Here is a 1,260-nt window from a genome sequence, read left to right on the forward strand (position 1 = left end):
GGCTCAGGTGGCCGAACTGATGATTCGCTCAGCCATGGAGCGCAAGGAAAGTCGCGGCCTGCATTACACCCTCGATTACCCGAACATGCTGCCAGAAGCACTGGACACTATTCTGGTGCCGCCCACCTACGCCGACTGAACTTGAGCCGCACCCGCAGGCGTCGGTGAACATCCGCCGCCTGCGCATCGCGCGGCACACAGATCGCCCGGACCCGCCGCTCACCATGCAGACGAAAACGCAACACGACGACCAACGGTAGCGCCAGGCTGTCAGGGCGTAACTGCACGGATTGCCAACCCGACTCCTGATTCCACAACTGCCAACCATCAGCGTCCCGACGCAAGCCGCGGAATGCCTGCGGGTGCGTCAGCAGAATCTGTCGCGGCAACACCCAAAAACCGTGAGCCACGCACAGCGCGATGCCGAGCAAACTGGCCCATACCGGTATAGAGAGTAGAAACAGCGAACCCAGCGCGAACAGCTGGGCGAGAAGATAAGCCGCCAGCAATTGCCGTGAGGCATGCCAGCGGCACTCAAACTGGGTGTCCTTTCTCACAGTTACGTTTCTCTTTTGGCGACAACAGACGCCATCAAAAAGAAACAGTAACTGTGAGACAGGACACTCTCACTTGGGTTGGACACGGTCCAGAATCATGCGAACCATGCGCTGCAGCTCAGGGTCTTCCGACTCGGCGCGTTCCATGAACCAGCCGAACATGTCCTGATCTTCGCATTCGAGCAGTTTGCGGTAGCACTCGCGATCGACATCGTTGAGGTGCGGATAGACCTCTTTGACAAACGGCACGAGCAACACGTCAAGCTCGAGCATGCCGCGGCGGCTGTGCCAGTAGAGGCGGTTCAGTTCAACATCTTCGACCATGGAGCGCTCCTCAAATAGAGCGCAAGTATACAGCCCCAATCCCTGTCGAACAGTCGGCTTTGGTCGGGCACGTTCGAACCTTTGTGAACTACCCATTTCAAGGGCGCCCCCTTATGATGTGCTCCAGACTCTTTACCCTGCGATGACCCATGGCTGATTCTGCTTTTTTCTGCACCTTGTCCCACGAAGGCGTGCTCGCCGTCCGCGGCTCCGATGCCAGCAAGTTCCTACAGGGACAATTGACCTGCAACCTCAATTACCTGAGCGACACCCACGCCAGCCTCGGTGCCCGCTGCACCCAGAAAGGCCGCATGCAGTCGAGTTTTCGCATCCTGCTGGAAGGTGATGGGGTCCTGTTGGCGATGGCCAGCGAGTTGCT

The 1,260-nt window shown here is 58.4% G+C and carries 3 protein-coding genes and 1 pseudogene; 2 read left to right on the plus strand and 2 right to left on the minus strand.

The window, feature by feature from the left end; translation table 11 throughout:
* On the plus strand, nucleotides 1–139 hold a 139-nt coding region (locus AC1DH9_RS29370; RefSeq protein ID WP_477809358.1), incomplete at its 5' end, for a hypothetical protein.
* Here the strand turns inward: AC1DH9_RS29370 and AC1DH9_RS29375 are convergent.
* Both AC1DH9_RS29375 and AC1DH9_RS29380 read right to left on the minus strand, forming a co-directional pair.
* Complete coding sequence (locus AC1DH9_RS29375; protein WP_427536720.1) at nucleotides 108–557, minus strand: protein YgfX; 450 nt, start codon at nucleotides 555–557, stop codon at nucleotides 108–110. The two genes, AC1DH9_RS29370 and AC1DH9_RS29375, sit on opposite strands and share 32 nt — an antisense overlap.
* A 69-nt stretch (nucleotides 558–626) precedes the next feature.
* The gene (locus tag AC1DH9_RS29380) at nucleotides 627–881 is read right to left on the minus strand and encodes an FAD assembly factor SdhE (RefSeq protein ID WP_019692540.1); all 255 of its coding nucleotides are present in this window, start codon (nucleotides 879–881) and stop codon (nucleotides 627–629) included.
* 149 nt (nucleotides 882–1,030) lie between these two features.
* Between AC1DH9_RS29380 and AC1DH9_RS29385 the strand changes: the two are divergent.
* Nucleotides 1,031–1,260, plus strand: a pseudogene (locus AC1DH9_RS29385) (CAF17-like 4Fe-4S cluster assembly/insertion protein YgfZ); the annotation flags it as partial.

The organism is Pseudomonas sp. 05T35, assembly GCF_056396605.1.